Raw genomic sequence first — 24,747 nt, forward strand, 5'->3', positions numbered from 1 at the left:
CCTAGAGTGGGTCTGTCGCTAAACGAATTTGGCGATAGGGTTTCGCAGCCCTAAGGAAAATTGACCAACACCGTCGAACTACAATTCTGGCAAAATTCGCCGGCGTTACGTTTTACGGCAGTTGTGTGCGGGAGACTTTCGGGTCTGCCGGGTTTGGTCTCTTCCTCGGTCTGCGAACCCGCATACATCTGCCACCCATTTTGTTTCGCAGCAGAAAGGTGGCTCGCCTTTACCAAGAGACCTTTCCATATGACGACCAAAACACCGCTCCACCGTTACGCGAAAATGTCCCACCCCGCGGCTGACCGCCCTGTCCTTCTCATCGACGCCGACGCCCCACTGAGCGATCTACACGCCTGCCTCAGGGAACGGCTCGATTCTGTACTGAAATACTTGGATTTGATGGCCTGCATCCACCTGCCCGATCATGCCGAACAGGACATCAACACCGTTACCACCATCGCCAGAATCTTGGTTCAGGACGTGAGTGATGTGTTTGGGGTGATAGAGAAGCGGGAGATTTGATGTCCTTAGTTAGGACTCGCTACGTTTCAGCAACAGAGATCGCGCCTCTTTTTTTCGAATTGCTCGCGGCGAATTCCCGGTACGAGTCAGAACCACCTTCTCTTCCAAGAAATGGCTATGGATTTCGCGACATCAATTTGATAGCTTCAACGCCAGCCATTGGCCATCAGCAGTTCGGCTAGCAACAGATGCCGAGTATTTAGTGAATCAAGGCTGTGATTTTTCTAACGAACCTTCAAAAAGTAAGGAAGAAAAAATGACAGATAGACGACCGATTAACCCAAACGTGAATGTCCCTAAGCCAGGTGGCGGTGAACAACCTCGCTCTAGGAATAATGATGGCCAAATCCGCGACAAACGCAGTGACGCGGGCAAGCCAAAGAAAAAATAAAATTAAAGGTGACAGGATCATAAAAAACCTGTCACCTTTTTTTGGACAAAATTTCTGTCGTTTTACTGTCAGAATATTTAAAGCAGAAAGTAACTCGCAAAACAATCTTGGAGCCTTCATGACCGAGCCTGCCAACAGTAAAGACATACTAGATGCAGTTTCCAACCTTGCTAAAGCGGTTCCAATTTACCAAGACGCAATTCAGCCCGCAGCCAAAGAAGTGGGAAAAGGTTTACAAACTATAGCTAAAACCGTAAACCTCGCACTAGAGCCTTTCAACGGGCTCGTTTGGGGTTACGATCAAATCAAAGAATTTATTTCCGCAAAACTAGCCGAAAAGCTAAAAGACACTGATCAAGAAAATATATCCCCACCAAAAGCCAGTATTGCTGGGCCACTACTGGAATCACTCCGATATATTGGTAGTGAAAGCAGCCTTAGCGAACTGTACGCAAACTTGTTAGCAACTGCCATGGACAAATCGACTGCACCTGAAGCGCACCCTGCCTTTGTTGAGCTGATACGACAAATGACTTCAGACGAAGCAAAAATAATGGAATTGTTTCTTAGTAGGGATGCATACCCTTTGATTTCGATCCGAGCAGAACTCAAAAACCAAAGTGGCGGATATGATCACACTGTCTTAATTAACGACTTAGGAGAGTCAGCCCAGTGTGAGCGCCCTGAAATGAGTCCATTCTACATTGACAATCTACGAAGACTTGGGCTCGTCGAATTGCCAAGCAGCTACTTCCTGCACGACGAGAGTGGCTTCAACAAACTTGAAAGCAGCGCAGAAACAAACGAAATATTAGAAAGCATAAAGCTTAACCCAGAGTTCAACCCAAGAATAATTCGTGGAGGTGTAAAGCTTTCACCACTTGGCCATCTATTTATAAAAGCCTGCATAAAAACCAAATAAAGCACTCAGCTCACCTGCCCCTCCAGAAAAATGGCAGATCTATTTAAATGGCCTGCCATTTCCATCGACAATTTCAATTTATCAAGAACCAATACACTGGACACCCTCAGTTCGCTCGAGCATTCTACGAAACTCGTCCGAATATGTTTTGCAGTTTAATGGCTCACCTGAAAGAAACGGCTGCTGGAGTTCCAACATCCAACTAATGGTCTCCTGCCAATTCAAGTTTCCCAGCGTAAGATTTGCTATAGATTCGGTTATACTAAGAAGAGAATTATTACGCCAATAAATCGCCTCTGATCTCAAGTCCAATTTACCCGCCACTTCCGATTCTTTCAGCTCATTAAACTTTATATACAACTCAACAGCCTTAGCCTCTCGCTCCATCTGCAAGGTTTCTTGCGCCAGTGCTTGTGTCTTCTGAAACTGACATGATCCTAATATCAAGGTTGTCACTGTCCCGATAGAGGCAATGACTGTAAAAATATGGGCGAGCGAATCAAGCTTCATCGGAGTACCTTTACCTAAATACTACTTTAATTACGTCAGAGCCTTTAAAAAGAAAAATATTTAAGCTTTCAAAAATTCGCCGGCGTATTCGCACTAATAATTTCCGCCTCATCCGCCCCGATATTCCGAAACTTGTGCGGCAGCGTCGTCGGAAAGTAATACCCATCCCCCGCACTCAACACGCTCACCTGCCCGTCCACCGTCAACTCGACCGTGCCACGGGTGACCAACCCACACTCCTCGCCTTCCGAGTGAACAATCGGCTCTTCCCCCGAACTCGCGCCCGGTGCGTATTGCTCACGCAGCAGGCGCATCTGACGACTCGGCACCGAGGCGCCGATCAGCAGCAGACGCAGGCCGTGACGGCCGAGGTCGGGTTGTTCGTTGGCGCGGAAGACGTATTGGTGTTCGCGCGGGGGTTGGTCGAAGGTGAAGAAGTCGGCCAGGGACATCGGGATGCCTTCGAGCAGCTTTTTCAGCGAGCTGACGGAAGGACTGACACGATTCTGTTCGATCAGGGAGATGGTGGCATTGGTCACGCCGCTACGCCGGGCCAGCTCGCGCTGGGAGAGTTTGTAGCTTTCGCGTACTAGTTTGAGTCGAGAACCCGTATCCATGACAGCCTTATGTGAGAACGACTTAAGGGCGATGGGGGTGGGTGGCGGGTGACGCGCTGAGGGCGCGGATCACGTTGCTCCCGTGTCCCGGAACCGTGAAAGGCGGCTATTAAATCACGTTTGCCGGTGTTGCTCAGCAGGTTCGATGGACGGTGCGGTAAAAGTCCTTCTGGCCTTGGTAATACGGCAACTGTGGGAAGCGGGCTTGCTCGCGAAAGCGGTGTGTCAGGCGACGTGTGTGTTGGCTGACAGGGCCCATTCGCGAGCAAGCCCGCTCCCACAGTTGGATCTCTTTTGTGTCAGTCAACTTGGTAGCGGTTGTCAGGCCGGCTCCCACGTTTGGACATCGGCGGTGTTGCTACAGCATTAAAAAACCGGCGGGGTCCTGGGGACCGCCGCCGGGGAGGTAACTCAGATGCCGAAGCGGTCGCGCAGCGAGTAGTACACGGCGCCGAGGGCGGTCAAGGGGGCGGAGAAGGTGCGGCCGCCGATCATTGGCATGTGCGGCAGCGAGGCGAAGGCGTCGAAGCGTTCGGCGTCGCCACGGATCATTTCCGAGATCAGTTTGCCGGCCAGGTGCGAGCAGGTGACGCCGTGGCCGCTGTAGCCTTGCATGTAATAGGCGTTTTTCTCGATGCGGCCGAATTGCGGCATGCGTGACATGGTCAGCAGGAAGTTGCCGGTCCAGCGATAGTCGATTTTCACGTCCTTGAGCTGCGGGAAGGTCTTGAGGATCTTCGGCCGGATCAGTTGTTCGATGTCATCCGGTTCCCGCGCGCCGTAGACCACGCCGCCGCCGTACAGCAGACGGTTATCGGCCGTCAGGCGGTAGTAATCCAGCAGGTAGTTGCAGTCTTCGACGCAGTAGTTGTTGGTGATCAGGCTGCGTGCCTGCTTCTCGGTCAGCGGTTCGGTGACGACGATCTGCGAGCCGCACGGCATGCTCTTCGCGGTCACGCGGTTGTCCAGACCTTGCGGCAGGTAGGCGTTGCCGGCGATCAGCAGGTACTTGGCGCGCACCTGGCCTTTGGCGGTGCGCACAACGTTCGGCTCGCCGTACTTGATTTCCACGGCAGCCGATTGCTCGTAGATCTTGCCGCCCAGGCGCACGATGGCCGCTGCTTCACCGAGGGCCAGATTCAGCGGATGAACGTGACCGCCCTGCAGGTCCAGCAGGCCGCCAACGTAGGCGTCGGAGCCGATTTCGCGACGAATGTCAGCGGCGTCGAGCATCTTCAGGTTCTTGTTGCCGTAGCGTTCCCAACTGCGCTTCTGCTCGGCCAGACCGTTGAGCTGTTTCTTGTTCATCGCCGCGAAAATGCCGCCCGGGCGGTAGTCGCATTGGATGTCGTAGTCCTTGATCCGCGAACGGATGATGTCGGCGCCTTCGAAGATCATGCTGCCGAGGATTTCCGCCGTCTTGTCGCCGTAGCGCTCTTCGATCACATCGACGTCGCGGCTGTAGGAGTTGACCAGTTGTCCGCCATTGCGGCCACTGGCGCCGTAGCCGACTTTCGCCGCTTCGAGCACAGTGACTTTATAGCCGGCCTCGGTGAGGAACAGCGCCGAGGACAGGCCGGTGTAGCCGGCGCCAATGATGCAGACATCGCACTCGACCGACTCTTCAAGGGTCGGGAAGTCGATGACTTCGTTGCGGGTGGCGGCGTAGTAGCTGTTGACGTGTTGTTGCTTCATTTTATTGTTCTCCGAGGGTCGCTCATCAGAAGCGACCACCGCTGTAGAAAATCAGAGCTTGATCCAGGTCGCTTTCAGCTCGGTGTACTTGTCGAACGCGTGCAGCGATTTGTCGCGACCGTTGCCCGACTGTTTGAAACCACCGAACGGCGCGGTCATGTCGCCGCCGTCGTACTGGTTGACCCAGACGCTGCCGGCACGCAGGCCACGGGCGAAGGTATGCGCCTTGCTCAGGTTGCTGGTCCAGACACCGGCGGCGAGGCCAAAGATGCTGTCGTTGGCGATCTGCAGCGCTTCTTCAACGGTGTCGAAGGTGATCAGCGACAGCACCGGGCCAAAGATTTCTTCGCGGGCGATAGTCATCGCATTGGTCACGCCATCGAAGATCGCCGGTTGCACGTAGAGGCCACCGGTTTCTTCGAGGGTGCGCTGACCGCCGGCAATCAGCTCGGCGCCCTGCTCCCGGCCGATGCGGATGTAGCGCAGCACGTTCTCCAGTTGACCCTGATCGACCACCGCACCGACGGTGGTGGCCGGGTCGAGGGCGTGCCCCGGTTTCCACGCTTGCAGCGCTTCCACCAGCAGCGGGATGAATTGCTCGCGGATCGAACGCTCGACTAGCAAACGCGAACCGGCGGTGCACACTTCGCCCTGATTAAAGGCAATCGCGCCGGCCGCAGCCTGGGCTGCCGCGCGCAAGTCCGGAGCGTCGGCAAACACCACGTTCGGGCTCTTGCCACCGGCTTCGAGCCAGACGCGTTTCATGTTGCTTTGCCCAGCATAAATCATCAGCTGTTTGGCAATCGCCGTGGAGCCGGTGAAGGCCAGCACGTCGACGTCCATGTGCAACGCCAGCGCCTTGCCGACGGTGTGGCCGAAGCCTGGCAGGACGTTGAACACGCCTTTCGGAATGCCAGCGTCCAGCGCCAGTTGCGCGATGCGGATCGCGGTCAGCGGAGATTTTTCCGATGGCTTGAGGATGAACGAGTTACCCGCTGCCAACGCCGGGGCGAATTTCCAGCTGGCCATGATCAGCGGGAAGTTCCACGGCACGATCGCGGCGACTACGCCGGATGGCTCGCGGGTGATGAGGCCGAGTTGGTCGTGTGGGGTGGCGGCGACTTCGTCGTAGATCTTGTCGATGGCTTCGGCACTCCAGCGGATCGCGTTGGCGGTCGCCGGAATGTCGATGCTCATGGAGTCGCTGATCGGTTTGCCCATGTCGAGGGTTTCCAGCAGCGCCAGTTCTTCCTGGTGTTGCAGGATCAGATCAGCGAAGCGGATCAAAATGCGTTTGCGCTCGGCCGGGGCCTTGTGCGCCCACACACCGGAGTTGAACGACTGACGGGCGACTTCGACGGCGAGGTTGGCATCGGCTTCATCGGTGCTGGCCACGGAGGCGAGAAAACGGCCGTCGACGGGGCTCAGGCATTCGAAGGTGGCGCCGCTGATCGCGGGGCGGTATTCACCGTTGATGAACGCGCGGGATTCGATGGTCAGGGACTGGAAGCGTTGTTCCCAGTCGTTGCGGGTGCTGGTCATGGTTGTGGCTCGACAAGGGGTGGATGACGGGCGAACACCCGTCAATCGAATTGGGTAGCCGAATCCCCTGTGGGAGCGGGCTTGCTCGCGAAGGCGTCGTGTCAGCCAACATTAACTTTGAATGACACACCGCATTCGCGAGCAAGCCCGCTCCCACATTGGGTCGGTGTTGGTCTGCAAATCACACCGTATGCAGATACCAGTTGTACTCAAGGTCGGAAATCGAGTTCTCGAACTCGGCCAGCTCGCTTTCCTTGCACGCGACGAACACGTCGATGTACATCGGGTCGATGTATTTGGCCATGACTTCGCTGTCGTCCAGCTCACGCAATGCGTCGCGCAGATTGTTCGGCAGGCTTTGTTCGTTCTGCTCGTAGCTGTTGCCTTCAACCGGCGCGCCTGGCTCGATCTGGTTGGTCAGGCCGTGGTGAATGCCGGCCAGCACCGAAGCCATCAGCAGGTACGGGTTGGCGTCGGCACCGGCCACGCGATGCTCGATGCGCACGGCGTCGGCCGAACCGGTCGGCACACGGACTGCAACGGTGCGGTTGTCGATGCCCCAGCTCGGCGAGTTCGGCACGTAGAACTGCGCGCCGAATCGGCGGTACGAGTTGACGTTCGGGCAGAGGAACGCCATTTGCGCCGGCAGGGTCTCCAGCACACCGCCGATCGCGTGGCGCAGCGCGGCGTTCTGCTCGGGATCCTCGCTGGCGAAGATGTTGTTGCCTTCTTTGTCCAGGATCGAAATGTGCACGTGCAGACCGTTGCCCGCCTGGCCCGGATACGGCTTGGCCATGAAAGTGGTGTCCATCTCGTGGTCGTAGGCGATGTTCTTCACCAGACGCTTGAGCAGCACCGCATAGTCGCAGGCCTTGATCGGGTCGGAGACGTGATGCAGGTTGACTTCGAACTGCGCCGGGGCGCTTTCCTTGACGATGGCGTCAGCCGGGATGCCCTGCTCTTTCGCGCCTTCGAGGATGTCTTGCAGGCAGTCGACGTATTCGTCGAGATCGTCGATCAGGTAGACCTGAGTCGACACCGGGCGCTTGCCGGAGACCGGCGAACGTGGCGACTGCGGACGGCCGTTCACGTTGTCCTGGTCGATCAGATAGAACTCCAGTTCGAACGCGGCGCAGATGGTCAGGCCCAGTTCATCGAACTTGCGCACGACGTTGGCCAGTACTTCACGCGGGTCGGCGAAGAACGGCTCGCCCTCGATCTCGTGCATGGTCATCAGCAACTGTGCGGTTGGGCGCTTCTGCCACGGCTCGATGCTCAGGGTGCCCGGGATCGGGTAGCAGATGCGGTCGGCGTCGCCGATGTCCAGGCCCAGGCCGGTGCTTTCCACCGTGGAGCCATTGATGTCGAGAGCGAAGAGCGAGGCCGGCAGGTTGATGCCTTTCTCGTAAACCTTGTGAAGACTGGTGCGCTCGATGCGCTTGCCGCGCACCACACCGTTCATATCCGCAATCAGAAGGTCGACGTACAAAACCTCAGGATGTTTCTTAAGGAATGCGTTTGCTTCGTTGAGTTGAACGGCACGCAGAGGGACCGACATGATGCACCTATTTAGCTGTTAATTATTATGTTCACCGCTGTTTCGCCGAGCCAGTCAATCCGAAAGGCAAAGTGAAGTCAATAGCGAACACCTGGCCGCTCAGCGTTTATTTTTCGGGCTTTTTTTAACACTCTCGTGCCAATGCAGGCGCCGCAAGGCCTGGAATCGTGAAGATTGGTTGAGCGGCGTTTAGAATTTTTTACATGGCAGTTGTTAATTAAAATCAACGAGGCTAAGCTCCGGAAAAGCTCGTTCAAGTGTCAAACTTCGAGGTGAATAAAAATGGCATTCAAGCCATTGATCGGCGTTACTGCGTGCGTCAAACAGATTGGCCTGCACCCCTATCACATCAGCGGCGACAAGTACGTACGTGCTGTCAGCGTTGGCGCTCAGGGTCTTCCAGTGGTCATTCCTTCCCTTGGCAAACTGACTGAGATCGAAGACCTGCTCGGTCAACTCGACGGTCTGTTGCTGACCGGCTCCCCCTCGAATGTGGAGCCCTTCCACTATCAAGGCCCGGCCAGCGAACCCGGCACGGATCACGATCCGGCGCGGGACGCCACTACCCTTCCTTTATTGCGTGCAGCCATTGCGGCGGGCGTTCCGGTGCTCGGCATTTGCCGTGGCTTCCAGGAAATGAACGTGGCCTTCGGCGGCAGCCTGCACCAAAAGGTGCATGAGCTGCCGGGCATGCTCGATCACCGTGAAGCCGACAGCCCGGACGTGGCCGTGCAATACGCACCGGCGCATGCCGTGAGCGTGTTGGCGGGCGGTGTGTTCGAAGCGCTGGCGTTGCCGGGTGAGTTCCAGGTCAACTCGATTCACAGCCAGGGCATCGACCGCCTCGCGCCCGGCCTGCGTGCCGAAGCGGTGGCGCCGGATGGCCTGATCGAGGCGATCTCGGTCGAGCACAGCCCGACCTTCGCCCTCGGCGTGCAGTGGCACCCGGAATGGCAGGTGCTGGACAACCCGAACTACCTGAAGATTTTCCAGGCGTTCGGCGAGGCCTGTCGGCAACGGGCGGCGCGACGCAACCAGCGCTGACACCACCCAGGATTTCAAAACTGTTTACTGCCCCCATGGGGTCGGCGGCGGCGCGTGTGCGCATCCGTCATCCGTGAAAACAACACACCGTAATAACAACAAGTACGACCCAGGCAGCCAGGACGGCGGCGCCGAACAAGCCGGATCGGTATGAGCAGTGCCCGTCAGGACAACGCAAAACCCTGTGGGAGCGGGCTTGCTCGCGAAAGCGGTGCGTCAGGCAACAACGATGTCGACTGACACGACGCCTTCGCGAGCAAGCCCGCTCCCACAGGGGACTGTGATCCGACAGGCAATGCGCTTACAGGCTTGCAATCCACTTAAGCCCGGCCACGTTGGCCGAGCAAACGAAACCTGTTGGGAGTTTCACATGGCAAACGCCTCCAGCACTTACCGGAAGGCACTTGAAGGCCACCAGCAACCGAAAAAGGTTCTGGTGAAAGTCGATCGTGTCACCAAGAAGTTCGACGAAACCACGGCCGTGGACGATGTGTCCCTGGAGATCCATCAGGGCGAAATCTTTGCCCTGCTCGGTGGCTCCGGTTCGGGCAAATCGACCCTGCTGCGCATGCTCGCCGGTTTCGAGCGGCCGACTGAAGGGCGGATTCTGCTCGACGGTGTGGACATCACTGACATGCCGCCGTACGAGCGGCCGATCAACATGATGTTCCAGTCCTACGCGCTGTTCCCGCACATGACCGTGGCGCAGAACATTGCCTTCGGCCTCAAGCAGGACCGTTTGCCGGCCAGCGAAATCGACGCCCGCGTCGAAGAGATGCTGCGTCTGGTGCACATGACTCAATATGCCAAACGCAAACCCCATCAGTTGTCCGGCGGTCAGCGCCAGCGTGTCGCCCTCGCCCGCTCCCTGGCGAAACGTCCAAAGCTGTTGCTGCTCGACGAGCCGATGGGCGCGCTGGATAAAAAACTGCGTTCGCAGATGCAACTGGAACTGGTGGAGATCATCGAGCGCGTCGGCGTGACCTGCGTGATGGTGACCCACGACCAGGAAGAAGCCATGACCATGGCCGAGCGCATCGCGATCATGCACCTCGGCTGGATCGCCCAGATCGGCAGCCCGGTGGACATTTACGAAGCCCCGGTCAGCCGCATGGTCTGCGAGTTCATCGGCAACGTGAATGCCTTCGACGGCACCGTGGTGGAAGACCTTGAAGGTCACGCGATCATCCACAGCCCGGATCTGCAGCAAAAGATTTACGTCGGCCACGGCGTCAGCACTTCGGTGCAGGACAAGTCGATCACCTACGCAATCCGCCCGGAAAAAATGCTCGTCAGCACGCTCAAGCCAGAGACCCGCTACAACTGGTCCGAAGGCAAGGTGCACGACATCGCCTACCTCGGCGGCCACTCGGTGTTCTACGTCGAACTGCCCGGCGGCAAGATCGTCCAGTCGTTCATGGCCAACGCCGAACGCCGTGGCGCGCGTCCGACCTGGGACGACAAGGTCTACGTGTGGTGGGAAGACGACAGCGGCGTGGTATTGCGCTCATGAGAACCTTCAATCAGCAATTCCTGCGCCTGGTGCCCAGCGGGCGAAAACTGGTGATCGGCATCCCGTTCATCTGGCTGTTCCTGTTCTTCATGCTGCCGTTCTTCCTGGTGATGAAGATCAGCTTCTCGGAGGCCGCGCTGTCGATCCCGCCGTACTCGGAGATCTACACCTACGCCGAACAGAAATTCCAGCTGATGCTCAATATCGGCAACTACACCATGCTCGGCGAAGACGAGCTGTACCTGTCGGCCTACCTCGGTTCGCTGAAAGTCGCAGCGCTGAGCACGCTGATGTGCCTGGTGATCGGTTTCCCGATGGCCTACGCAATCACCAAGGCGAGCAAGGAAGCGCAAAACGTCCTGCTGCTGTTGATCATGATGCCGACCTGGACCGCGATCCTGATCCGTGTTTACGCGTGGATGGGCATCCTCAGCAACAACGGTCTGCTCAACGCGTTTCTGATGTGGACCGGGCTCACTGATCACCCGATCGAGATCCTCAACACCAACACCGCGGTGTATATCGGCGTGGTTTATGCGTACCTGCCATTCATGGTGCTGCCGCTGTACGCCAACCTGGTGAAGCACGATGGAAGCCTGCTGGAAGCCGCGTCGGATCTGGGTTCGAGCAACTTCAACAACTTCTGGAAAATCACCGTACCGCTGGCCAAGAACGGCATCATCGCCGGTTGCATGCTGGTGTTCATTCCGGTGGTCGGCGAGTTCGTGATTCCGGAACTTCTGGGTGGCCCGGAGACACTGATGATCGGTCGCGTGCTGTGGCAAGAGTTCTTCAATAACCGCGACTGGCCGGTGGCGTCTGCGCTGGCGGTGGTGATGCTGTTGATCCTGATTGTGCCGATTCTGCTGTTCAACCGCAGCCAGGCCAAAGAGATGGAGGCACGGGGATGAAACGCTTCGGTTTTTCCAAGTTCATGTTGATCTTCGGCCTGATGTTCATTTATCTGCCGATGCTGATTCTGGTGATCTACTCGTTCAACGCCTCGAAACTGGTGACGGTATGGGGAGGCTGGTCAGTGAAGTGGTACGTCGGCCTGCTCGACAACACGCAACTGATGGGCTCGGTGGTGCGCTCGCTGGAAATCGCCTGCTACACCGCGATTGCCGCAGTGGCGTTGGGCACCCTCGCCGCCTTCGTGCTGACGCGAGTGACGCGCTTCAAGGGTCGCACGCTGTTTGGCGGTCTGGTGACGGCGCCACTGGTGATGCCTGAGGTGATCACCGGTCTGTCGCTGTTGCTGCTGTTCGTGGCGATGGCGCAGTTGATCGGCTGGCCGCAGGAGCGTGGCATCGTCACGATCTGGATCGCCCACACCACGTTTTGTGCCGCCTATGTGGCGGTGGTAGTCTCCGCCCGCCTGCGGGAGCTGGATCTGTCGATCGAAGAAGCCGCGATGGATCTGGGAGCCAAGCCGTTCAAGGTGTTTTTCCTGATCACAATTCCGATGATCGCGCCGTCGCTGGCAGCGGGCGGGATGATGTCGTTCGCCCTGTCGCTGGACGATCTGGTGCTGGCAAGCTTCGTTTCCGGCCCGGGCTCGACCACGCTGCCGATGGAAGTGTTCTCGGCGGTACGTCTGGGCGTGAAGCCGGAGATCAACGCCGTGGCCAGTCTGATTCTGCTGGCGGTGTCGTTGGTGACGTTCCTCGTCTGGTACTTCAGCCGCAAGGCAGAAGCCAACCGCAAGAAAGCGATTCAGGAAGCGATGGATCAAACGGCGAATGAGGCGTGGCAGCAGCCGCAACGCGCCGTCACCGCCTAAGCAACACCGATGAACAACTGTGATGAACAACTGTGGCGAGGGAGCTTGCTCCCGCTTGAGTGCGCAGCGCTCACAAGATTTTTGGGGCTGCTTCGCAGCCCAGCGGGAGCAAGCTCCCTCGCCACAGGTTTTACGTACACCCTGGTTGTGTTTTTGAATAAAAAAAATGGAGTTTCACCGATGAAAATGTTTGGCAGGACTCTGCTGACACTGTCCTTAATGGGCGCAATTGCCACCGGCGTCCAGGCCAACGACAAGGTGCTGCGTGTTTACAACTGGTCCGATTACATCGCGCCGGACACCGTAAAGAAGTTCGAAGACGAGACCGGCATCCAGGTGACCTACGACGTGTTCGACAGTAACGAGACCCTCGAGGCGCGTTTGCTGGCGGGCAAATCCGGTTACGACATCGTCGTGCCGTCCAACAGTTTCCTGGCCAAGCAGATCAAGGCCGGGGTCTATCAGCCGCTCGACAAATCGAAACTGTCGAACTGGAAGAATCTCAACCCGGTGCTGCTGAAAAACGCCTCCGCCAGTGATCCGGACAACGCCCACGCGTTCCCGTACATGTGGGGCTCGATCGGCATCGGCTACAACCCGGACAAGGTCAAGGAAGTGCTCGGCGCCAAGGCCCCGACCAACTCCTGGGACTTGCTGTTCAAGCCGGAAAACGCTGAAAAGCTGAAAGCCTGCGGCATCAGCTTCCTCGACTCGCCGACCGAAATGATCCCGGCCGCCCTGCACTACCTGGGCTACCCGGTGAACGACAAGGACAAGGCGCACATCCTCGAAGCCGAAGCGCTGTTCATGAAGATCCGCCCGTACGTGGCGTACTTCCATTCCTCGAAGTACATCTCCGACCTGGCCAACGGCAACATCTGCGTGGCGGTCGGTTACTCCGGTGATGTGCTGCAGGCCAAGGCCCGTGCGGTGGAAGCCGGCAACAAGGTGCAGATCGACTACAGCATTCCGAAGGAAGGCGCCGGCAGTTTCTACGACATGGTCGCCATCCCGCGCGATGCGGCGAACGTAGAGAACGCCTACCTGTTCATGAACTTCCTGATGCGCCCGGACATCATCGCCGAGATCACCAACAGCAACGGCTATAGCAACGCCAACTCGGCGGCGACGCCACTGGTGGACGAAGCGATCCGCAACGACCCGGGTTCGTATCCGTCGCAGGCGGTAATGGCGACGTTGTATGCGGTGCCGGATCAGCCGATTGCCACCCAGCGGATCATGACCCGCGGCTGGACCCGGGTGAAACTCGGTAAATAACCGGAATAACCCTGTAGGAGTGAGCCTGCTCGCGATGGCGGTATGTCAGGCAGCAATGATGCTGAATGTGCCGACGTCATCGCGAGCAGGCTCACTCCTACAGTGGGTCTGTGTTGTGACACAAAGAACTGATGATTTCCCGTTCACGCAGCGCCTTACCACCGCTGCACCCTGCAATGAACGGCCTCACCTGGCTCCCTCGGCTCAGGTGAATTTCAGGCGCCCTCGGGCGCCTTTTTTTCTGCGCTCAATTCAATGGCCAATCCTGCAGGATTCGATAGCGACCCTTGTGCGATTCGAACAAGGCAAAGCGCTCGGCGCGCAGGAAAAACTCCGGCGGCGTAGTGGCCTCCGGCGCTTCTGCCCGATAGTCCCGAGCCAGGGTCAGGTGCGGGCGAAACTCGCGTGGCGATTCTTCGAAGCCGAACGGCAGCATCGCCTGTTCCAGCGCATACACCAGACGCAACAGGGCCGGCGGCGCCTGTTCCGGCGCCAGAGACAGAATCCCCGCCCGATGCCAGACCTGCAGACGATCCAGCACGATCTTCAATGGTTCACCCGGCGTGCGCACCTTGCCGGCGGCCTCGCAGACTTCATGGATCTGCGCCAGCGGCACGGCACCGAGGAACAGCAGCGTCAGGTGAAAATTATCCGCCGGCACCGGTTTGCCGGTGCGCAACCCCAGCTCGCCGCGCCACTGAGCGATGGCTTTGCGTTGCGCTGGTGGGCAGTCGAGGGCAAAAAACAGTCGCTTGAACGGTTCATCCCTGCGCGCATCATCAGTCATGGCCCTGCTCCTTCACTCATCGATCGGCCGATTCTACACAGCCTTCTCTGACGACTTGCGACACCCGGCTATAGTTCAAGGATTGCCATCGAACCGGAGGCCGCCATGCGCGAGATCCTCAGCAAAGAACCGTGGTGGGCCAAGCCACCCAACCCCGGGCAGGATGAAAGCGAGCTGGAATGGGGCTGGCTGGTGCATTACAGCGAAGGTGAACCGCGTTTCGAATTCGTTCGCGAGCGGCCGACGGAAGAAGAAATCCGCCACCGCAAAAGCTGTCGGATTACCCCCTCTGCAGAGTGACCACAGGCCATTGTGGGAGCGGGCTTGCTCGCGAAAGCGGTGGGTCAGCCATGAAGCTATTGGCTGTGCCGGCCTCTTCGCGGGCAAGCCCGCTCCCACAATGGATTAGCGCTGGTCTTCAGGCTTCAAGAATGTTCGTGAAGCCACCAAAGATCATGCGCTGCCCATCAAATCCCATCGGGTTGACGTCCGGTTGCATGCGCGGGTCTTCCATCATTTTCGCCATACCGGCATCGCGGATGGCTTTGTCGGGCCAGATCAGCCAGCCGGACGACACCGTTTCGCCGTCCTTGAGTTTTACCGCCATCGGAAATGACGTGACTTTGCCGTCCGGCACGTCATCGCCCCAGCACTGAACCACCTCCTTCGCTCCGTATTCCTTGAACAGTTTCGCGGCGATCTCACAGTGTTTTTTATACTGGTCGCGATTGGCATTCGGCACGGGTGCTACAAAAATATCGATGTAAGCCATGATCACTCTCCTTGCACGTTGGGTTCGATCTGTCGGGTAGTCGATTGCGGCGGCTGCCATTCGACACGATTCGCACCCAGCCCGACCGACGGTTGCTCACCCCCACCAAGGCTGCCTTCGACCTGTCCGGCGATATGCAGTGTTCCGGCCATGACCCCGGTGGTCGGGTTCTGCAGCAATTTCGCCCAGGCCTTGTCGAACGTGCTGCCCAGGCTGCTGCGAATCAGCGCTTCGCTGTCGGGCCGGTCGTTGGCCTGGATGATCGCGCGAATGCCCGCGACACCAATCGAAATCACCCCGCCAACCAACTTGCCCGCCGCAGCCGCCACGGCGCTGGCGGCACCGCGCGGAGCCATTTCCGCCTCCATTCGCTGGCTCGCGCGTTTGGCCACGGGCGCCATGCCGGCGTCGGTCGAGCCGATGCCTTTGGCCCCACCGTCGGTGTGAATCCTGTCGATCAACGCGGCGTAGGCCGGCAAAGTGTTCAGCGGCTCGGTGCTGATGACCTTGTACAACGAGGCATCCCGCGCCGGCGGCGGGCCAAGGGCAATCGCCGGGACTTTCTGCAGACGCCCGTTGAGCTGCGCCACCGGCACGCCATAACGCTGGGCGATGAGCGGCATCTGCTGGGCCATCAGTTGCGCGTAGAACGCCGTGGCCTGGCCGAGGATCGCATCCGGATCAATCTCCACCGCGACCGGCGCCAGCACCCTTTCCTGATATTGCTCAAGCAGATAGCGCGCCAGCCGCTTGGCCGAAGCGTCCTGCTCGCCGCCGGCACTGATCGTGTACCAACTGACCTTCATCGACAGCCATTCCTGGGTCCAGTAGCTGCTGAACCACGGAATGAAATTTTCTTCAGTTTGCTGATAGACGCGAGTGCGCCAATGTTCCATCGAGCCACGGGCAAATACTTTGACTTGCTCGGTCGATTGCTGCGAGGCACTGACGATGTCGCGGTCGATCTGCTGCCAGGTCGCCGGTGATACCGCCACAGCCGGCGGCGCCACCGGGGCACGGGCCGAGGTGGCGCAGCCAGCCAGCAGACACAGTGCGGCGAGGCTCAGCGCACGCAGGTTCACGGTGGCGGAGTCCTTGAATGGAGGGAGACAGATTTGAGTATAGGTGCGGGGCTCAGGCCGTTTGTCGGTTATGGCCGGACGGGCGCTCCCACTTTGAAATGCATTCAACCTGTGGGAGCGGGCTTGCTCGCGAAAGCGCTGTGTCAGGCAACAACGGAGTCGACTGAAACGACGCATTCGCGAGCAAGCCCGCTCCCACAGGGGGAGGCATCAACCATCAACGCCGTCGATATTCACCATCGCCACGATTGCCTTCCGCCCGCCGCCCGGCGAAGGCACGATTCACCCATCCGAGACGCAACGAGGAGTACACATCATGATTCGCACCATCACCCTCTCCGTGAGTTTCCCGGTGTTCGGCAGCAACTACTACGAGCAGCATGTTGTCTCGCGCAAGACCCAAGCGCTGCTGTTCAACGAAGATTTCGACGATGTGCTGATGCCCGCCGCGAGCAATCATTTCAGCAATGAAGTGGTCGGCATCAACGATCAGTTCCGCTTTCTGAGCGACATACTCGCCACCCATTTGCTGGATCTCGAGGCCACCGCGCCTGCGCATTCCAGCGTCCGGGCGAGCGCTCATTTTTAATCGCCGAGGGCGTTCCCGTTGCGGGAACGCCCTCTTGGCATTCACTCAGTCATCATCACGATCACGGTAGTAACGGCGTCCGTCGCGGCGCCCGTCATCACGGTCATCCCAGCGCCGGTCATGGTCGTAATAACGCCCGTGATCGCGGTCGTAATGCCGCCCGTGTCGGTGGTCATCATCAAAGTCCGCCACACAGCCTGCCAGCAATACGGCGGCGGTCACGGTCAGCAGCATCGTTGTAGCGCGCTTCATTCAACACTTCCCTGAAACCAAGGTCTTGACGACGGAACGGCTGTCGCTGCCCGCGCCTTCAGGACGCAGTGCGCGCAGCCGCTGATACGACAGGTCAAAAAGACTTTGATTCACTGACCGGGCACGACCGTTGATCGGCCCGCCGCCTGCATCCGGGCAGCGGCGAAATGCCACCTATACTGCTGCTTACCGACTCCCACGCAATGGATCTGCGCCTCGATAACAACAAGCAGAGGTGGATCATGGTCTGGCAGCAAATTTACGACCCGTTCGGCAACACGCTGATCTCCACGCTCATGGCCGCGGTGCCGGTGGTGGTGATGCTCGCGGCGCTGGCGTTCTTTCACGTCAAGGCGCATCTGGCCGCGCTGTTGGCGTTGGCTTCAGCCCTGCTCATCTCGATCTTCGCCTTCGGCATGCCGGCGAGCATGGCCGGTTCAGCGGCGCTGTTCGGTGCGGCCAATGGTTTGCTGCCGATCGGCTGGATCGTGCTCAACATCATCTTTCTGCATCGCCTGACCACCGAGAACGGCTCGTTCAAAGTGCTGCAGGATTCCCTTGCGCGAATCACCGATGACCGGCGTTTGCAGTTGCTGCTGATCGCCTTCTGCTTCGGCGCGTTTTTCGAAGGCGCGGCCGGGTTCGGTACGCCGGTGGCGGTGACCGGGGCGATACTGATCGGCCTCGGTTTTTCACCCTTGGCCGCCTCGGGGCTGGCGCTGATTGCCAACACCGCACCGGTGGCGTTCGGCGCGCTCGGTACGCCAATCATCACCCTGGCCAAGGTCACCGGACTGGAGGAAATGGAGCTGTCGATGATGGTCGGTCGGCAACTGCCGTTTTTCTCGGTGCTGGTGCCGTTCTGGCTGATCTGGGCGTTTGCCGGGTGGCGCAAGATGCTGGAGATCTGGCCGGCGATTCTGGTGGCCGGGGTCAGCTTCGCGGTGCCGCAATTCCTCGTGTCCAACTACCACGGGCCGATGCTGGTGGATGTGATCGCCGCGCTGATTTCCATGGCCTGTCTGACGTTGTTCCTGAAAGTCTGGAAACCGGCGACCGTTCACACCTCGGCAGCACTGTCCGGGCGAGTCGACAACTCGAAAGTCGAGGAAGAGAAAGTCACCGCCAGCGCAGCGTTCAGCGATCAGGCGCGCCCGGCGGTGATGCGTGCGTGGATGCCATGGATCATCCTCACCGTGTTCGTGTTTGCTTGGGGCACTCAGGGCTTTAAAAACATGTTCGACACCCGTCCGGCGATTGATCCGGTCACGCAATCGGCCAAGCTCGATCCACAGGGCAAACCGCTGCGCGAGGCCAACCCGATTTTCGCTCCGGCCGTGACCTTCACCAATCTGCACCTGCAAATCGAAAAAGTCCCGCCGGTGGTGGCGGCGCCGAAAGCTGAAGAAGCGGTCTACAAGTTCACCTGGCTCACCTCCACCGGAAGCGGCATTCTGCTGGCGGCGATTGTCGGCGGGTTGCTGATGGGCTATTCGATCCCGCAACTGATCAAGCAATACCTGCGCACGTTGTGGGTGGTGCGCTTTTCGCTGATCACCATCGCCGCGATGCTGGCGCTGGGGTTTCTCACGCGTTATTCCGGACTGGACGCCACCATGGGTCTGGCGTTCGCCGCGACCGGGGTGTTCTACCCGATGTTCGGCACCCTGCTCGGCTGGCTTGGCGTCGCGTTGACTGGCTCGGACACGGCCTCGAACGTGCTGTTCGGCGGACTGCAACGGGTGACCTCGGAACAGCTGGGCATCAGCCCGGTGCTGATGGCAGCGGCCAACAGCTCCGGCGGCGTGATGGGCAAGATGGTCGATGCGCAATCGATCGTGGTCGCCTCCACCGCGACCCGCTGGTATGGGCATGAGGGCGAGATTCTGCGCTACGTGTTCTTCCACTCGATCGTGCTGGCCATCCTGGTGGGTGGGCTGGTGACGTTGCAGGCGTATGTGGCGCCGTTCACGTATATGGTGGTTGGCGGGCACTGATGTCGTTTGGGAGGGCCTCTTCGCGAGCAAGCCCGCTCCCACATTGAAATGCACTTCTGTGGGAATAAACCCTTTCCACATTTGGAATGCATTCACCGTGGGACAAACCCATTCCCACATTTGGAATGCATTCAATGTGGGAGCGGGCTTGCTCGCGAAAGCGGTGTGTCATTCAACCCATAGGCGAACTGTTGCGACGCCTTCGGGAGCAAGCCCCCTCCCACATTGATAGGCATGCCCCCAAATTTGGCTATGCGTCGATCAGAAGATTGATGAGCCATGCGCATAACTCTATAGCGCAAATCCGCAAAAACCTTTTCCCCTCCGCGCAGGTCATTCCAAGAACGAGACCGGCAAACATGCCGGCGCGCCCGATTGGGCCCTTCAATCCCTGCCGTCCTGATTAAGCCAGAGAGGAATCTAAGCATGACGATTTCCCGACGAAGATTCCTGATCCTCGGCGCGGTGACCGCCACCGCGTTTGCAATGCCCCCCTTCATTAGCCTCAAGGCCTACGCGGCCAGTCTGGAGCAACCCGCCATGGCCAAACTGACGATCAACGTCAACGGTAAACCCCAAGCCCTTGAGATCGACAACCGCACCACCCTGCTCGACGCCCTGCGCGAACATCTGCACCTGACCGGCAGCAAGAAAGGCTGCGACCACGGCCAGTGCGGCGCCTGTACGGTGATCGCCGACGGCCGCCGAATCAATGCCTGCCTGACCCTGGCGGTGATGCACGAAGGCAGCGAGATCACCACCATCGAAGGGCTCGGCATGCCCGACAATTTGCACCCGATGCAGGCCGCGTTCATCAAGCACGACGGCTACCAGTGCGGCTATTGCACGCCGGGGCAGATCTGCTCGGCGGTGGCGGTGCTCAAGGAAATCCGCGAGGGCATTCCCAGCCACGTCAGCCCCAGCCTGACCGAAGCCCCGCAACTGATTGCCAGCGAATTCCAGGAACGCATGAGCGGCAACATCTGCCGCTGCGGCGCCTACTCGAACATCATCGAAGCCATCACTGAAGTCGCGCAGGTGCCAGCATGAGAGCGTTCAATTACAGCCGCGCCGAATCCCCTGCCGCAGCCGCAGCGCTGGCGGCACAGGTCGAAGGCGCGAAGTTCATCGCCGGCGGCACCAACCTGCTGGACCTGATGAAACTCGACATCGAAACCCCGCTGCACCTGATCGACGTCAACCACCTGGGCCTCGATCAGATCGAAGCCACGCCTGAAGGCGGATTGCGCATCGGCGCGCTGGTGCGCAACACCGACCTGGCCGCTGACAGCCGCGTGCGCAAAGACTACGGACTGCTTTCCCGCGCCCTGCTCGCCGGGGCCTCGGGCCAGTTGCGCAACATGGCGAGCACCGCCGGCAACCTGCTGCAACGCACCCGCTGCCCGTACTTCTATGACGTCAATCAGGCCTGCAACAAACGCCAGCCCGGTAGCGGCTGCGCGGCGATTGGCGGGGTCAGCCGGCAATTGGGGCTGATCGGTGTCAGTGACGCCTGCATCGCCACCCACCCGAGTGACATGGCAATTGCCATGCGCGCCCTCGACGCGCAGGTTGAAACGGTGAAGCCGGACGGCAGCACACGCAGCATCGCCATCGCCGATTTCCATCAACTGCCGGGCAACACGCCGAACATCGAAACCAGCCTCACAGCAGGCGAGTTCATTACCGCAGTGACCCTGCCGGCGCCGGTCGGCGGCACGCACATTTATCACAAGGTGCGCGATCGTTCGTCGTACGCTTTCGCGCTGGTATCGGTCGGTCTGATCCTGCAAAAGGACGGCAGTGGCCGCGTGGCGGTCGGCGGTATTGCGCCGAAACCGTGGCGGATCGAAGACGCCGACGCGTTGCTGCCCAAAGGTGCAAAAGCCGTCAGCGAGCGCCTGCTCGACGGTGCCACGCCAACCCACGACAACCAATTCAAACTGACCCTGGTCGAGCGCACGCTCGGCTCGGTGTTGGCGCAAGCGAGGGATCAAGCATGAAGTTCGACACGCCCGCCACCACCAATCCGATCGACCAGCTCAAGGTCGTCGGCAAACCCACCGACCGCATTGAAGGCCCGCTGAAAACCAGCGGACAGGCGCCATATGCCTACGAGCAGCACGAGGCCGTGGCGAATCAGGCCTACGGCTTCATGGTCGGCTCGGCCATCGCCAAGGGCCGCATCAGCCACATCGATCTCGACGCCGCCGAAGCCGCGCCCGGCGTGCTGGCGATCGTCACTGCCGCCAATGCCGGCAAACTCGGCAAGGGCCAATACAACGCGGCGCCGCTGCTCGCCGGGCCCGAGGTACAGCACTATCATCAGGCCGTGGCGCTGGTGGTCGCCGAGACCTTCGAACAGGCCCGCGCCGCAGCGCAACTGGTCAAGGTCGATTACGTCGCGGCCAAAGGCGAGTTCGAGTTGGCCAATGTGCGCGACCAGGGTGTCGAAGACGACGAGTTGCCCGACGTGACCCACGGCGATTTCGACTCGGCCTTCGCCGCTGCACCGGTGCAGTTCGACCAGACCTACACCACTCCCGATCAGTCCCACGCGATGATGGAACCGCACGCGACCCTGGCCGCGTGGAAAGGTGATCATCTGACCTTGTGGACCTCCAATCAGATGATCGCCTGGAGCGTCGGCGATGTCGCCACCACCCTTGGCCTGCCCAAGGAGAACGTGCGCCTGATCTCGCCATACATTGGCGGCGGCTTCGGCGGCAAACTGTTCATCCGCGCCGACGCGATCCTCGCCGCCCTCGGTGCGCGCCTGGCCAACCGCCCGGTGAAAGTCGCCCTCGCCCGCCCGCAAATGGCCAACAACACCACCCACCGCCCGGCCACGATCCAGCGCATTCGGATGGGCGCCACGGCGGACGGCAAGCTCAGCGCCATCGCTCACGAAGGATGGTCGGGCAACCTCAAGGACGGCAAGGTCGAAGTCGCCGCGCAGCCTAGCCAGTTGCTTTATGCCGGGGAACACCGCCGGGTGACCATGCGCCGGGCGCCGCTGGATCTGCCCGAAGGCAATTCCATGCGTGCGCCGGGTGAAGCGCCGGGGCTCATGGCGCTGGAAATCGCCATGGACGAAATGGCCGAGCAGCTCAAGCTCGATCCGGTGCAGTTCCGCATCCTCAACGACACCCAGGTCGATCCGGTGAAAACCGAGCGTCCGTTCTCCCAGCGGCGCCTGATCGAATGCCTGCAGACCGGCGCCGAGAAATTCGGCTGGAACCAGCGCAACGCAACACCCGGCAGTCGTCGCGAAGGCCGCTGGCTGATCGGCATGGGCGTCGCCGCCGCGTTTCGCAACAACCTGCTGCTGAAGTCCGGCGCCCGAGTGCGGCTGGAGCGCGACGGCAAGGTCACGGTGGAAACCGACATGACCGACATCGGCACCGGCAGCTACACGATCATCGCTCAGACAGCGGCCGAGATGATGGGCGTGGGGCTGGCGGATGTCAGCGTGCATCTGGGGGATTCGACCTTCCCGGTGTCGTCCGGCTCCGGTGGCCAGTTCGGCGGCAATTGCTCGACTGCCGGGGTGTATGCGGCGTGCATGAAACTGCGCGAAGCCGTGGCCGGGAAACTGGGCCTGAGTGGCAGCGATGTCGAGTTCGCCGACGGTCAGGTGCGCGCCGGTGGCAAGACCCTGCCGCTGCGTGATGCGGCAAAAGATGGCGTGGTCGAGGCCGAGGACAGCATCGAATTCGGCGATCTCGCCAAGCAGTATCAGCAGTCGACTTTCGGCGCGCATTTCGTTGAAGTTGCGGTGGATGCAGCGACCGGCGAAGTCCGCGTGCGGCGCATGCTCGCGGTGTGCGCGGCGGGACGGATTCTCAACCCGAAAGCCGCGCGCAGCCAGGTGATCGGCGCGATGACCATGGGCGTCGGTGCGGCGTTGATGGAAGAGCTGGCGGTGGACAAGCGGCTGGGCTTTTTCGTCAATCATGACCTCGCCGGATACGAGGTGCCGGTGCATGCCGACATTCCGCATCAGGAAGTGATTTTCCTCGACGAAACCGATCCGATTTCATCGCCGATGAAAGCCAAGGGTGTGGGTGAACTGGGGATTTGCGGCGTGAGCGCGGCGGTAGCGAATGCAATCTACAACGCCACCGGGGCGCGGGTGCGTGAGTATCCGATTACGCTGGACAAGATCCTCGATTCGTTGCCAGAGATGACCTGAGCAACCTGGAAAAGCCCCTCACCCTAACCCTCTCCCAAAGGGAGAGGGGACTGACCGAGTTGTCTTATGCGATGCGCCGACATGAGAGATCGTGTCGATTATGGATTCAGCGTAGGTGCTCACAGACGTCCCCCAATCGGCCCCCTCTCCCTCCGGGAGAGGGCTGGGGTGAGGGAACCGCGTCACTCGGATCGCAAATACTGCTCAGCACTCACCTGCTCCATCCACTCCACCACTTCACCCTCCAGCACCTCGGCAATCGCGATGTGCGTCATCGCCGTGGTCAGCGCGGCGCCATGCCAGTGCTTCACCTGCGGCGCGATCCACACCGTATCGCCGGGACGGATCTGCCGAACTGGCTGACCCCACTCCTGCACAAAACCTGAACCGGCGGTGACGATCAGCGTCTGACCCAACGGATGGGTATGCCACGCCGTGCGTGCGCCGGGCTCGAAGGTCACCGTGGCGCCGCTGACGCGCGCGGCGTCGCTGCCTTTGAACGGCGCGTCAACACGCACAGTGCCAGTGAACCAGTCTGCCGGGCCTTTGGCTGAGGGTTGTGAACCGTTGGGGGTAACGGTGACGCCTGAGATATGTGCATTCATCACAAGACTCCAAATCTGCAAGAAACCTCCCTGTAGGAGCTGCCGCAGGCTGCGATCTTTTGATCTTGATCCTGAAAACAACTCAATAGATCGCAGCCTTCGGCAGCTCCTACAGGGAACTTGCGGCACTTTACCGAGCCGTACTCTTCAGATAATCGACTAGAATTCGAAAAAACTTATGCAGGACACTCATCAATGCTTCGAGAAAACGCCAGTGACCTGCTCGCCTTCCTCGCCGTGGCCCGCGAGCGCAGTTTCACCAAAGCGGCAGCCAGACTCGGCGTCTCGCAATCGGCGCTCAGCCATACCATTCGCGCCCTTGAAGCGCGTCTGGGCCTGCGCCTGCTGACCCGCACCACCCGCAGCGTCTCCCCTACCGAGGCCGGCGAACATTTACTGCAAACCATCGGCCCGCGCTTCGAAGAGATCGAACAGGAACTGGCGGCCCTGAGCAACCTGCGCGAAACCCCGGCCGGCCGGATCCGTATCAGCGCCACCGATCATTCGCTGAACTGGCTGCTGCGTCCGGTGCTCAAGGAATTCCTGCCGCAGTACCCCGATATCGCCGTCGAGGTGATCTGCGATTACGGTTTCGTCGACATCGCCGGACAAGGCTTCGACGCCGGCATACGCCTGGGCGAAGACGTGGCCCAAGGCATGATCGCCACGCGCATCGGCCCGGACATGCGCATGGCGGTGGTCGGCTCGCCGGCCTATTTCGCCAACCGTGCACGCCCGCAAACACCAAGAGACTTGACTGACCACGCCTGCAACAACCTGCGTCTGCCCACCAACGGCGGGCTGTACACCTGGGAATTCGAGAAGGGTGACGAAAGCCTCAAGGTACGAGTGTCCGGGCAAGTCACGCTGAATGGCGTCTACCCGCTACTCGACGCCGCAGTCGACGGTTTCGGCCTCAGCTACATTCCGGAAAACATCGTCGCGCCGCATCTGGCCGACGGGAGCCTGCTGCAAGTGTTGGCAGACTGGTGCCCGACGTTTGCCGGTTACCACCTGTACTACCCGAGCCGACGGCAGGCGGCGCCGGCGTTTGCGTTGTTGGTGGAGGCGTTGCGGTATCGCGGGTGAA

24 protein-coding genes are annotated in these 24,747 nt (G+C 59.8%); 14 read left to right on the forward strand and 10 right to left on the reverse strand.

Annotated elements, in window-relative coordinates; genetic code table 11:
- Positions 1–249 precede the first annotated feature (249 nt).
- Both AC1RBR_RS16350 and AC1RBR_RS16355 read left to right on the forward strand, forming a co-directional pair.
- Positions 250–525, forward strand: coding sequence for a fructose-bisphosphate aldolase (locus AC1RBR_RS16350; RefSeq protein WP_492565552.1), 276 nt, complete (start codon positions 250–252; stop codon positions 523–525).
- A 338-nt stretch (positions 526–863) separates the two neighbouring features.
- Positions 864–1,838: a DUF4393 domain-containing protein gene (locus AC1RBR_RS16355; protein ID WP_492565554.1), complete on the forward strand. Its 975-nt coding sequence runs from the start codon at positions 864–866 to the stop codon at positions 1,836–1,838.
- An 81-nt stretch (positions 1,839–1,919) separates the two neighbouring features.
- Here AC1RBR_RS16355 and AC1RBR_RS16360 read toward each other — a convergent pair whose 3' ends face one another.
- The 5 genes from AC1RBR_RS16360 to AC1RBR_RS16380 form a co-directional block, all read right to left on the reverse strand.
- Positions 1,920–2,348: a hypothetical protein gene (locus tag AC1RBR_RS16360; protein ID WP_492565556.1), complete on the reverse strand. Its 429-nt coding sequence runs from the start codon at positions 2,346–2,348 to the stop codon at positions 1,920–1,922.
- Between the two features lie 68 nt (positions 2,349–2,416).
- Positions 2,417–2,965, reverse strand: a complete 549-nt coding sequence (locus AC1RBR_RS16365; RefSeq protein WP_007957093.1) for a cupin domain-containing protein — start codon at positions 2,963–2,965, stop codon at positions 2,417–2,419.
- A gap of 411 nt (positions 2,966–3,376) precedes the next feature.
- Positions 3,377–4,660: an NAD(P)/FAD-dependent oxidoreductase gene (locus AC1RBR_RS16370; RefSeq protein ID WP_103367713.1), complete on the reverse strand. Its 1,284-nt coding sequence runs from the start codon at positions 4,658–4,660 to the stop codon at positions 3,377–3,379.
- A 51-nt stretch (positions 4,661–4,711) separates the two neighbouring features.
- The gene (locus tag AC1RBR_RS16375) at positions 4,712–6,202 is read right to left on the reverse strand and encodes an aldehyde dehydrogenase (RefSeq protein ID WP_492565558.1); all 1,491 of its coding nucleotides are present in this window, start codon (positions 6,200–6,202) and stop codon (positions 4,712–4,714) included.
- Between the two features lie 181 nt (positions 6,203–6,383).
- Complete coding sequence (locus AC1RBR_RS16380) at positions 6,384–7,760, reverse strand: glutamine synthetase family protein (RefSeq protein ID WP_027611689.1); 1,377 nt, start codon at positions 7,758–7,760, stop codon at positions 6,384–6,386.
- Between the two features lie 282 nt (positions 7,761–8,042).
- Between AC1RBR_RS16380 and AC1RBR_RS16385 the strand changes: the two genes are divergently transcribed.
- From AC1RBR_RS16385 to AC1RBR_RS16405, 5 genes are all read left to right on the forward strand, one after another.
- A complete protein-coding gene (locus tag AC1RBR_RS16385; protein WP_027611688.1) occupies positions 8,043–8,804 on the forward strand; it encodes a gamma-glutamyl-gamma-aminobutyrate hydrolase family protein in 762 nt (253 codons plus the stop codon).
- A 370-nt stretch (positions 8,805–9,174) separates the two neighbouring features.
- The gene (potA, locus tag AC1RBR_RS16390; RefSeq protein WP_041073459.1) at positions 9,175–10,317 is read left to right on the forward strand and encodes a polyamine ABC transporter ATP-binding protein; all 1,143 of its coding nucleotides are present in this window, start codon (positions 9,175–9,177) and stop codon (positions 10,315–10,317) included.
- 29 nt (positions 10,318–10,346) lie between these two features.
- Positions 10,347–11,228: an ABC transporter permease subunit gene (locus AC1RBR_RS16395; protein WP_492567250.1), complete on the forward strand. Its 882-nt coding sequence runs from the start codon at positions 10,347–10,349 to the stop codon at positions 11,226–11,228.
- Complete coding sequence (locus AC1RBR_RS16400) at positions 11,225–12,100, forward strand: ABC transporter permease subunit (RefSeq protein WP_095136577.1); 876 nt, start codon at positions 11,225–11,227, stop codon at positions 12,098–12,100. Before AC1RBR_RS16395 ends, AC1RBR_RS16400 begins: the two co-directional genes overlap by 4 nt.
- A 180-nt stretch (positions 12,101–12,280) precedes the next feature.
- Positions 12,281–13,378, forward strand: a complete 1,098-nt coding sequence (locus AC1RBR_RS16405) for a polyamine ABC transporter substrate-binding protein (protein WP_027611685.1) — start codon at positions 12,281–12,283, stop codon at positions 13,376–13,378.
- Positions 13,379–13,625: 247 nt separating this feature from the next.
- On the opposite strand, the gene thpR is transcribed toward AC1RBR_RS16405, so the two are convergent.
- On the reverse strand, positions 13,626–14,165 hold the full coding sequence (gene thpR, locus AC1RBR_RS16410; RefSeq protein WP_492565561.1) for an RNA 2',3'-cyclic phosphodiesterase: 540 nt from the start codon (positions 14,163–14,165) through the stop codon (positions 13,626–13,628).
- Between the two features lie 105 nt (positions 14,166–14,270).
- On the opposite strand from thpR, the gene AC1RBR_RS16415 reads away from it, so the two are divergent.
- The gene (locus tag AC1RBR_RS16415) at positions 14,271–14,465 is read left to right on the forward strand and encodes a hypothetical protein (protein ID WP_492565562.1); all 195 of its coding nucleotides are present in this window, start codon (positions 14,271–14,273) and stop codon (positions 14,463–14,465) included.
- Between the two features lie 118 nt (positions 14,466–14,583).
- Here the strand turns inward: AC1RBR_RS16415 and AC1RBR_RS16420 are convergent, their stop codons facing one another.
- Entirely contained in the window at positions 14,584–14,937 is a 354-nt protein-coding gene (locus AC1RBR_RS16420) for a DUF1428 domain-containing protein (protein ID WP_492565564.1), read from the reverse strand.
- A 2-nt stretch (positions 14,938–14,939) separates the two neighbouring features.
- Complete coding sequence (locus AC1RBR_RS16425; protein ID WP_492565566.1) at positions 14,940–16,019, reverse strand: hypothetical protein; 1,080 nt, start codon at positions 16,017–16,019, stop codon at positions 14,940–14,942.
- 316 nt (positions 16,020–16,335) lie between these two features.
- Here AC1RBR_RS16425 and AC1RBR_RS16430 point away from each other — a divergent pair, with 316 nt between their 5' ends.
- Positions 16,336–16,608: a hypothetical protein gene (locus AC1RBR_RS16430; protein ID WP_492565568.1), complete on the forward strand. Its 273-nt coding sequence runs from the start codon at positions 16,336–16,338 to the stop codon at positions 16,606–16,608.
- Between the two features lie 45 nt (positions 16,609–16,653).
- Here AC1RBR_RS16430 and AC1RBR_RS16435 read toward each other — a convergent pair whose 3' ends face one another.
- Positions 16,654–16,860, reverse strand: coding sequence for a hypothetical protein (locus AC1RBR_RS16435; RefSeq protein ID WP_041073476.1), 207 nt, complete (start codon positions 16,858–16,860; stop codon positions 16,654–16,656).
- 242 nt (positions 16,861–17,102) lie between these two features.
- On the opposite strand from AC1RBR_RS16435, the gene AC1RBR_RS16440 reads away from it, so the two are divergent.
- The 4 genes from AC1RBR_RS16440 (at position 17,103) to paoC (ending at position 23,052) form a co-directional block, all read left to right on the forward strand.
- Positions 17,103–18,857: an L-lactate permease gene (locus AC1RBR_RS16440; RefSeq protein WP_492567251.1), complete on the forward strand. Its 1,755-nt coding sequence runs from the start codon at positions 17,103–17,105 to the stop codon at positions 18,855–18,857.
- A gap of 426 nt (positions 18,858–19,283) precedes the next feature.
- Positions 19,284–19,907, forward strand: a complete 624-nt coding sequence (gene paoA / locus AC1RBR_RS16445) for an aldehyde dehydrogenase iron-sulfur subunit PaoA (protein WP_492565570.1) — start codon at positions 19,284–19,286, stop codon at positions 19,905–19,907.
- Positions 19,904–20,860, forward strand: a complete 957-nt coding sequence (locus tag AC1RBR_RS16450) for an FAD binding domain-containing protein (protein ID WP_492565572.1) — start codon at positions 19,904–19,906, stop codon at positions 20,858–20,860. Before paoA ends, AC1RBR_RS16450 begins: the two co-directional genes overlap by 4 nt.
- On the forward strand, positions 20,857–23,052 hold the full coding sequence (gene paoC / locus AC1RBR_RS16455; RefSeq protein ID WP_492565574.1) for an aldehyde oxidoreductase molybdenum-binding subunit PaoC: 2,196 nt from the start codon (positions 20,857–20,859) through the stop codon (positions 23,050–23,052). The genes AC1RBR_RS16450 and paoC overlap by 4 nt, the downstream gene beginning before the upstream one ends.
- 182 nt (positions 23,053–23,234) lie before the next feature.
- Here paoC and AC1RBR_RS16460 read toward each other — a convergent pair whose 3' ends face one another.
- Entirely contained in the window at positions 23,235–23,657 is a 423-nt protein-coding gene (locus AC1RBR_RS16460) for a (R)-mandelonitrile lyase (protein ID WP_492565575.1), read from the reverse strand.
- Between the two features lie 195 nt (positions 23,658–23,852).
- On the opposite strand from AC1RBR_RS16460, the gene AC1RBR_RS16465 reads away from it, so the two are divergent.
- On the forward strand, positions 23,853–24,746 hold the full coding sequence (locus AC1RBR_RS16465) for a LysR family transcriptional regulator (protein ID WP_492565577.1): 894 nt from the start codon (positions 23,853–23,855) through the stop codon (positions 24,744–24,746).
- Position 24,747 lies beyond the last annotated feature (1 nt).

Source organism: Pseudomonas sp. GW823-FHT01D03, from assembly GCF_058798255.1.